This is a genomic window from Evtepia gabavorous (assembly GCF_003425665.1).
Taxonomy (GTDB): domain Bacteria; phylum Bacillota; class Clostridia; order Oscillospirales; family Oscillospiraceae; genus Evtepia; species Evtepia gabavorous.
This window is the reverse complement of record NZ_QQRQ01000044.1, coordinates 1-7,948: the sequence shown is the minus strand read 5'-3', so window position 1 is coordinate 7,948 and position 7,948 is coordinate 1. Positions and strand designations below refer to the sequence as shown.

The window sequence follows — 7,948 nt, the reverse complement described above, 5'->3', positions numbered from 1 at the left end:
GGCCACCGCCCATGCCGCCTGCACCACCGCCACCGACACCAACGCCTCGGCCATCATCACCGTCACCAAAAGCGGGGCCACCCCCCGGCTCATCAGCCGGTTCCGGCCGGAGACCCCCATCATCGCCTGCGTTATGGACGAGCCGGTGCAGCGGCAGCTCTCCCTCACCTGGGGGGTCCGGCCCCTCATCATGCCCTACGTCCAGAGCACCGACGAGATGATCGAGGGCTCTGTGGCCGTGGCCCAGGCCGCCGGCCTCATCCACGATGGGGAGATCGCCGTGGTCACCGCCGGCGTGCCCGCCGGCATCGCCGGGACCACCAATATGATCAAGGTCCATCTGGTGGGCAGCAGCCTCATCAGCGGTGCCGGGGTAGGGGATGAGAACGTCAAGGGGGTCCTCTGCGTCTGCCGCACGGTGGAGGATGTGAAGCTCAAGTTTCGCCCCGGAATGATCCTGGTGGTGCCCCATACCAACAACGACATGCTGCCCTATCTCCGGCAGGCTGCCGGAATCATCACCGAGGAGAATGGGCTGGGCAGCCACGCCGCGGTGGTGGGTCTGAGCCTGAACAAGGCGGTCATTGTGGGGGCCATTGGAGCCACCCGGACCCTGCACGACGGGATGAAGGTCTCCATGGACTGCCGGCAGGGGTCTGTGCAGAGCTTGGCGGAGTGAGAGAGGCCAGAACGCAAAGAAAACCAGCGGTTCCCGGGGACGGGAGCGGCTGGTTTTTTGTGTTTTGCCCCTGCGCCGTTGGAACGGGCGGGGCGCGTTGCGGGGTTTCTCCTACGCCGTTGAAACGGCAGGGAACCTTGGCTTGCCCAGCCGGGGCCCCATTTCTTGGGAAGAAATGGGGGAAAGAACCCCAGAGGGAAGAGGTTCTTCCCTCTGGACTCCCTTCTCTGGTGGGGTTGTGTGGGGGGAGGCTGTACTTCTTATGGAATACCTGGCCTGCGGCCCTCACAGTGAAAGGTCCGTAACGGCCCGCCCACCGGCTGGGCGGGCGGGGGACGTGGGTGGGTACCCTTTGGGAGAAGGCGGAGAGTAACCGTTCGATTTTCCATTTTTTCCTGCCGCCAATAAACCACTTCTCCCGCCCGCCCGAGCCGGTGGGCGGGCCATGAGGCGTTGGTTTTAGAGGCCGCAGGCCAGGCCCCAACCTGACGGAACCACTTTCCCCCGTTCCTCCCACCAGAGAATGGGGTTCCAAGGGGAAGGAACCTCCTTCCCCTTGGTGTTCTTTCCCCTATTTCTTCAAAGAAATAGGGCCCCGGCTGGGAAGCCACCGTTCCCCGCCGTTCCAACGGCGTGGAGGTACCCCTACAAATGGGAGGGCCCCGTTCCCGCCCGTTCCAACGGCGCCAGCCGGCCCCCTTGTGGGCCTCTCCATGATATGCTATGATAAACCCAACAAAAGGGGGAGACCATCTTGGACCAGTCAAACAGAACCTATGATATCCTCATCATCGGCGGCGGCGCCGTGGGCTGTGCCGTTGCCCGGGAGCTGTCCCGTTCCCAGCGGTCGGTGGCCCTGGTGGAGAAGGAGGCCGACGTGGCCGCCGGAACCAGCGGCCGCAACTCCGCCGTGGTCCACGCCGGCTTCAACAACCGCCCTGGGAGCCTCATGGCCCAGCTGTGTGTGGAGGGAAACCAGGGCTTTGCGGCGCTGTGCCGCCAGCTGGAGGTTCCGTACCGCAAGACGGGAAAACTCCTGGTGGCCTTTGACCAGGAGGACCTGGCGGTGCTCCGCCGTCTCCTGGCCCAGGGGGAGGCCAACGGCTGCCGGGGACTGCATCTGCTGGACCAGGCCCAGCTGGGGGCGTTCCTCCCCCAGGTGGGGGGCATCGGGGCCATGGTCTCTCCGGAGACGGGGATTTTCGACCCCTTTCTCTATACGGTGGCCCTGGCGGAGAACGCGGTGGCCAACGGGGTCCATTTCTTTTTCCGGCACCCGGTGACTGCCATCGCCCCCGGTTCCCAGGGCGGCTATGTTGTGACGGCGGGGAGAGAGACCTTCTCGGCCCGGGTGGTGGTCAACGCCGCCGGGCTGTTCAGTGACCGGATCGCCGCCCTGGCGGGGGTGGAGGGGTATCGCATCTATCCCTGCCGGGGGGAGTATTTCATCCTGGACCAGATTGCAGGGGACCTGCTGCCCCTGCCCGTCTACCCCGCCCCCAAGGCGGGGGCGGGGGGATTGGGGGTCCATCTGACCCCCACCATCCACGGGAACCTTCTCATCGGCCCCAGCGCCGAGTATATCCAAAGCCCCGAGGACACGGCCTCCACCCGGCCGGTGATGGACCAGCTCTTTCTCCAGGCCCGGCAGCTGCTGCCCGCCCTGGAGAAAGGGCAGATCATCGGGGCCTACGCCGGTCTGCGGCCCAAGCTGGCCCCGCCGGGGGAGGGGGGCTACCGGGACTTTGTGATCCGGGAGGACAAGCCGGGATTTGTCAACTTGGTGGGCATTGAGTCCCCGGGGCTCACCGCTTCGCTTCCCATCGCCCGGCGGGTGGCGGCGCTGGTGGGAGGGTCCCTGGACCTGTCCCCCCGGGCGGACTTTCAGGCCCATCGCCGGGGCATCCGGCGGTTTCGGGACCAGAGCCCGGCGGCGCAGGCCGCCCTCATCGCCGCTGACCCGGACTATGGGGAGGTGGTCTGCCGGTGCCAGACCGTCACCCGGGCGGAGCTTCGCCAGGCGGTGGAAAACCCCTTGGGGGTGAGAACCCTGGCGGGAATCAAGTACCGGGCCTGGGCCACCACCGGCCGGTGCCAGGGGGGCTACTGCCTGCCCAAAATTGCCCAGATGCTGGTGGAGGACTACGGCCTGGCGCCGGAAGATGTGACCTACCGGGGGGAAGGGTCCCCCCTGTTTGCAGGGAGGGTGAAATGATGGAGGCCATTCGGTATGACGTGGTGGTGGTGGGGGGCGGTCCCGGCGGCTTGGCCGCGGCCCAGGGCGCCCGGCTGGCGGGGGCCGCCTCGGTTCTGGTGCTGGAGCGGGAGAACCGGCTGGGGGGCATTCTCAACCAGTGCGTCCACGACGGCTTTGGCCTGGTGCGGTACCGGGAGGCCCTCACCGGGCCGGAGTATGCCCAGCGGGCCCGGGAGGAGGCCCGGTCTGCCGGGGCGGACCTGATGACCGGAGCCATGGTCACAGGACTGACCCGGGACCGAACCCTCACGGCAGTTACCCGACGGGGGCTTCTGACCTGCCAGGCGGGGGCGGTGGTGCTGGCCACTGGCTGCCGGGAGCGTACCCGGGGGGCCATCGCCATCCCCGGCACCCGGCCGGCGGGGGTGTATACGGCGGGGACAGCCCAGAATCTTATGAACACCAAGAATCTTCTGGTGGGCCGGCGGGTGGTGGTCCTGGGCTCCGGGGACATCGGTCTCATCATGGCCCGGCGGATGACCCTGGAGGGGGCCAAGGTCCTGTGCGTGGCGGAACAGCGGCCCGCCCCCGGCGGGCTGGCGCGCAACGTGCGCCAGTGCCTGGACGACTTTGGCATCCCGCTGCTTCTCCGGTGCACGGTGACGGAGATCGTTGGCCGGGGCCGGCTGGAAGGGGTGGTGCTGTGCCAGGTGGACGAACAGGGCCGCCTGTGCCCGGGCACGGAACGGCGGGTGGACTGTGACACCCTGCTGCTCTCGGTGGGCCTCATTCCAGAAAACGAGGTGGGGGCCCAGGCGGGCATTGCCTTGGACCCGGTGACCAATGGGGCGGTGACCGATCCCTTTCTCCAGACCAGTGTGCCGGGCATCTTTGCCTGCGGCAACAGCCGGCGGGTGATGGACCTGGCGGATTTTGTCACCGTCCAGGGCCAGGCCGCCGGGGCCAACGCCGCCCGGTTTGTCCGGGGAGAGCCCCTGGCCCCCATGCCCCCGGAGACGGCCAACGCCATGGCCAAGGGCCTGCCCCAGCCGGGGGTGACCACCTGCATCCTCTGCCCCAAGGGCTGTCAGGTGACCTGGCATGCCGGAGAGGGCGCCCGGGGAAACGGCTGCCCCAAGGGGGCCGACTATGCCCGCCAGGAGGCCGTGGACCCCCGGCGGGTGCTCACCACCACCCTGAAAGGGGCGGATGGGCGGCTGATCCCGGTGAAAACCAGCGGCGGCGTGCCCAGGGACCGTCTGCTGGCCTGCATGGAGACCCTCCGCCACTGCATCCTCCCCGCCGCCTCCCTCTCAGTGGGGCAGACCGCCCTCCAGGACCCCTTCGGCCTGGGGGTGGATGTGGTGGTGACGGGCTCACCGATGGAAATGAATTATATGCACAATAAAAAATAGAAATGGATTTTTATTTTGTGGGAATTGACAGATGCACTCAAGTACAGCTATACTATAAAAAAGAACCCCCACATGGACAGCGGCCAGTGCGAAATGTGCTGCCGCGCTGGAAAGGAGGTACGGATATGTTTATGGTGATAGTAAGTACTCTGGGTGGCATTTTGAAGGCCGTTATGGTAGTTTTGGTCATTGCCGCATGTATCAAGTATCTCCGGCAAAAATGAGAGGAAGAGGGGGAGCCACCGTTTCCATGGCGCAGGAGCGAAGCACCGCTCTCTTTTGTGGGGACAAACCACAGCAGCGGATGGGCGTGTTCCATGAGAATAGGAGGGGAACGATGAGAGCTTTTTTCTTCACCCTGTTTATGGCAGGCCTTTGCCTGTGGATGCCTCTGACGGCGTCGGCTGCGGCCCCGGCTGCAACCGAAATCATTTCTATTGAGGAGTATGAAGCTGCCATCCAAAGGGAAGCGGCGCAGTACGGCATAAGATGTTACGTTATAAGGTATGACCCTGCGGTCCAAATAACAAGAGAACAGTTGGCATTTACGCTGGAAGAAATGAGAATGGCGGGGGGTTTTACCGTACAGGAAGCCCGGCCGGGGCAGTCATGGGTGACGATTCGTGCCGGGAGGGACCTGATCGCTCATTCCATACGGTATGCGGCCTTTTTGAGCAGGCATCCCTCCACGGTTATGAGACCGGTTCCGTCTCTGCCCGCCGGATCGGTATCCCAGTGAGACAGACAAGGCCCGCTCCCCAAGGGGAGCGGGCCTTGTTGTTTTTTATCCGATGTTCGTACTCTTGTTTTTGATCAGATAGAGATTCCTGCCGTCGGCGGTGAGGCGGGCATTGTCCAGTACCTCGGGGGTCTCCAGCATGACCTCCCGCAGCTTGTTCATGGCGATCACCACCACCCCCTTGTGGGTGGCCTCAATGCCCGTCTCCTCCAGGTGCTTGAAAAAGGCGTAGAAGTCCCGGGTGGCAAAGAGGTTGCGTCCCTCCAGGGTGATGGGCCGGTACCGGCCGGAGAGGAGCAGGCTGGGCTCCATCTGGGGGGCGGGGATCAGGTCGCCCTGGGAGGGACGGAGAAAGAGGGCGTACTTTCCCAGCCCTTTGGGGTCGGCAAAGTGGTCCGCGGCCAGTTCCTTATAGATTTTTCTCTCTGGGGTGGTTTCCAAAAACATAGCATGTCTCCTGTTCCTATGGGATTAATCACTGTAAGCCCGATCCACCTTGATGGTGAACTGGCGGCCGGGATGTTTCTGGGCTAAGTCCGCTTCGATTTGCCGCACCAGCCCCAAGCTGTCCCGGCAGGAGAAGTCAATGACTGCGTCGAAGGAAATGGTTCCGGTTTCCTTCTCCTCAAAAAAGGCATGGATGGAGAGAACCTGGGGATAGGCCTGACATTCTGTGCGGATCTGATCTTCCAACGCCCGGAGGGCGTTGTCTTGGGTGTTTACCGCATAGAAACCGATGTAGAGGAAAATGTGGTATTCTGCCCAAATGAGAGCCTGGGCCTGTTTGCTCAGGGTGTGGAGCTCCGCTGCGGTCCGCCAGTCCCAGACAGCCACATTCACTGAGCCCATGGCCCGGGTGGGGCCATAGTTGTGTAGCACCAGGTCGTAGGCTCCCAGGATGCCGTCCACGGTGCACAGACGCTGCTTGATCTCCTGGCTGAGCTGGCTGTCCGCCCGGCGGCCCACGATGCTGCTCAAGGTGTCCAGCAGCAGCTCCAGGCCGGCCTTGAGGATAACCAGGGAGATTACACAGCCGATCCAGCCATCGATGACGTAACCGCTGGTCAAGGTGACCAGGGCGCCGACCAAGGTGCCAGCGGAAATCACCGCATCAAAGGTGGCGTCGGTCCCTGAGGCCACCAGGGCGTCGGAGCCGGTCTTTCGGCCCATTTTTTTGGTATAGGCGCCCAGCAGCAGTTTGGTGACAATGGCTACGGCGACGATCCCCACAGTCAGCAGGGAGTAGTGGGGGAGGTCTGGGGTGATGATCTTCTGTACCGAGGTCACAGCGAAATTTACCCCGGCAAACAGAATGATCCCCGCGATGAGAATCCCGGTGAGATACTCCATCCGGCCATAGCCGAAGGGGTGCTTTTTGTCCGGCGGCCGGCCCGCCAGCTTGGTGCCCAGAATGGTGATGACGGAGGACAGGGCGTCGCTGAGGTTGTTCATGGCGTCCAGGACGATGGCGATGGAGTTGGCCAGCAGGCCCACCGCCATTTTGAAGGCCACCAGACAGAGGTTGGTCCCAATGGCCACCAGGCTGGTTCGGACGATGAGCCGGTCCCGGACATGCTCTGCTTGCTTGTCCATGGCCGGGGGATTACAGGGCCTGGTCCATCTGCTTCTCGTCCACCACCTGCTTCAGGTGGGCCAGGAAGGCGGCAAAATCCATGGCGCCCAGGTCCCCCTTGGAGCGGGCACGGACGGCCACCTGGCCGGACTCGGCCTCCTTGTCGCCCACCACCAGCATATAGGGGATTTTCTCCAGCTGGGCCTCCCGGATCTTCTTGCCGATCTTCTCGTTGCGGTGGTCCACCTCCACCCGGTAGCCAGCCTGATCCAGCTGGGCGGCCACCTGGTCGGCATAGGCCGCAGCCCGGTCGGTGATGGGCAGGACCTTCACCTGGACCGGGGAGAGCCAGGTGGGGAAGGCCCCGGCAAAGTGCTCGGTGATCACCCCGATGAACCGCTCAATGGAGCCCAGCAGGGCACGGTGGATCATCACCGGGCGGTGCTTCTCCCCGTCCTCGCCCACGTATTCCAGTTCAAACCGCTCCGGCATCTGGAAGTCCAGCTGAATGGTGCCGCACTGCCAGGTCCGGCCCAAAGAGTCGGCCAGGTGGAAGTCCAGCTTGGGCCCGTAGAAGGCCCCGTCGCCGGGGTTCAGGATAAAGTCCTTGCCCATCTCCTGGATGGCGGCCTGGAGGGTCTCCTCGGCAAACTGCCACACCTTCTCCTCGCCCATGTGGTCCTCGGGCATGGTGGACAGCTCAATCTGGTAGGTCAGGCCGAAGGTGGAGTAGATCTCGTCAAAGATCCGCACCACGCCCTTGATCTCCTCCTTCATCTGGTCGGGGGTCATGAAGATGTGGGCGTCGTCCTGGGTGAAGCAGCGCACCCGGAACAGGCCGTGGAGGGCGCCGGACATCTCGTGCCGGTGGACCAGACCCAGCTCGGCCATGCGGAGGGGGAGGTCCCGGTAGGAGTGGGGCTCATTCTTATACACCAGCATGCCGCCGGGGCAGTTCATGGGCTTGACGGCGTAGTCCTCCCCGTCGATGACGGTGGTGTACATGTTGTCCTTGTAGTGGTCCCAGTGGCCCGAGCGGTGCCACAGGTCCTGGTTGAGGATGATGGGGGTGGAGATTTCCACGTAGCCATACCGCTTGTGGCATTCCCGCCAGTATTCCAGCAGAGTGTTTTTCAGGGTCATCCCCTTGGGCAGGAAGAAGGGGAAGCCGGGGCCCTCCTCGGTCATCATGAACAGGCCCAGCTCCTTGCCCAGCTTCCGGTGGTCCCGCTTTTTGGCCTCCTCAATCCGGGCCAGATATTCGTCCAGTTCGTCCTTCTTGGGGAAGGCGATGCCGTAGATCCGCTGGAGGGTCTGGCGGTTGGAGTCCCCCCGCCAGTAGGCG

The 7,948-nt window shown here is 64.0% G+C and carries 6 protein-coding genes; 3 read left to right on the top strand and 3 right to left on the bottom strand.

Annotation, left to right across the window (positions count from 1 at the left end; genetic code table 11):
• The 3 genes from DV520_RS11825 to DV520_RS11815 all read left to right on the top strand — a co-directional run.
• Window positions 1–679, top strand: a 679-nt coding sequence (locus tag DV520_RS11825) for a pyruvate kinase alpha/beta domain-containing protein (protein WP_242984703.1), incomplete at its 5' end; no start/stop codon positions are given.
• A gap of 754 nt (window positions 680–1,433) precedes the next feature.
• Complete coding sequence (locus DV520_RS11820) at window positions 1,434–2,894, top strand: NAD(P)/FAD-dependent oxidoreductase (protein ID WP_165850108.1); 1,461 nt, start codon at window positions 1,434–1,436, stop codon at window positions 2,892–2,894.
• Window positions 2,891–4,291 (top strand): FAD-dependent oxidoreductase, encoded by a 1,401-nt coding sequence (locus DV520_RS11815; protein ID WP_117142994.1) that lies wholly within the window; start codon window positions 2,891–2,893, stop codon window positions 4,289–4,291. Before DV520_RS11820 ends, DV520_RS11815 begins: the two co-directional genes overlap by 4 nt.
• Before the next feature lie 784 nt (window positions 4,292–5,075).
• On the opposite strand, the gene DV520_RS11805 is transcribed toward DV520_RS11815, so the two are convergent.
• The 3 genes from DV520_RS11805 to thrS form a co-directional block, all read right to left on the bottom strand.
• On the bottom strand, window positions 5,076–5,477 hold the full coding sequence (locus DV520_RS11805; protein ID WP_117142992.1) for a hypothetical protein: 402 nt from the start codon (window positions 5,475–5,477) through the stop codon (window positions 5,076–5,078).
• Between the two features lie 24 nt (window positions 5,478–5,501).
• Entirely contained in the window at window positions 5,502–6,623 is a 1,122-nt protein-coding gene (locus DV520_RS11800; protein ID WP_021918796.1) for a cation diffusion facilitator family transporter, read from the bottom strand.
• 10 nt (window positions 6,624–6,633) lie between these two features.
• Window positions 6,634–7,948: threonine--tRNA ligase (gene thrS / locus DV520_RS11795; protein WP_117142991.1), on the bottom strand; the 1,315-nt coding region annotated here is incomplete at its 5' end.